Origin of the sequence: Grimontia sedimenti (assembly GCF_011045095.1) — a bacterium.
Lineage (GTDB): Bacteria > Pseudomonadota > Gammaproteobacteria > Enterobacterales > Vibrionaceae > Enterovibrio > Enterovibrio sedimenti.
This window is the reverse complement of sequence record NZ_JAALDL010000049.1, coordinates 1-923: the sequence shown is the minus strand read 5'-3', so window position 1 is coordinate 923 and position 923 is coordinate 1. Positions and strand designations below refer to the sequence as shown.

The 923-nt window shown below is 41.9% G+C and carries 1 protein-coding gene; it reads left to right on the top strand.

The window, feature by feature from the left end; all coding sequences use genetic code 11:
• Positions 1 to 744 (top strand): hypothetical protein (locus G5S52_RS24500; protein WP_165018887.1); only part of this gene is annotated, 744 nt, incomplete at its 5' end.
• Positions 745 to 923 lie beyond the last annotated feature (179 nt).

The following is a 923-nucleotide window of genomic DNA, read 5'->3' as shown; positions in this document are numbered from 1 at the left end:
ATGGGGTACAATGGCATTAATATATTGGAGATGATGATGAGGGGCTTTCCAGATAACTTGTCTAGGGACGTCAGCTATCTGAGGTCTGTAGAAGATTGTATATCATGTCCTGATTGGCTTAAGAAGATGATTCATGCTTGGTTGCAACCGATTTATATGCCACATATCAATTATGCAACCCTCATTCAAGATGTTACAGCTGCTAATTTGTTGTCCCCAAGGTCTCCATCATCAGGGATCAAGCAAGTTGTCACACAGTACTTGGGTACTGGTACGAAAATACGGAATCAAGAATTCAAGGGATTGATGGAGGTAAAGAATAAAAATCATGAAGAATTTTTCTCAGAACTGCTTTGTGAGGGAGAAGAATTGCACATCCGGCTGTTACATGATATTTTTGAAGCATCTATCTATGGATATGTGGATAGCATACTCTCTAAAGTGGTAAAGACTACAACCATCCAGAGGCTTGCCATGAAAAGCTCATCACGAGATATTTTTGATGTTATCACAGATGATGAGATGGGCTATTTCAATTATTTCAAATGGAGATGCACAGTGTCTGGGGAAGAGACAGGCATAAGGTGTCCAACCGCGATATGCAGGAACATTAGGGCAAGTGGTTGGCAAAAACATGCGAGGAGTTACGATCCCTCATCCTCATTCCTTTATGAAAGAGCAAACATGCAACGAGGTAAAGGGGTGCAATTGTCAAGATGGATATATGGCAGTGCATTTACCTGATGGACAGCTCCCGAATAGTGTATGGATGACAAGTATTGGAGGAAACCCTCCCTATCTGGGTAGTATGACGAGGAGAAGGTTGTGGTGGGTGCAGGAGGGAAGGTGTACTCAAGTGAGCGCTAATAAAGAGACCGATAAATTTACTGAGAATCTATTAAATCATGGTTTGTCCCGTAGTC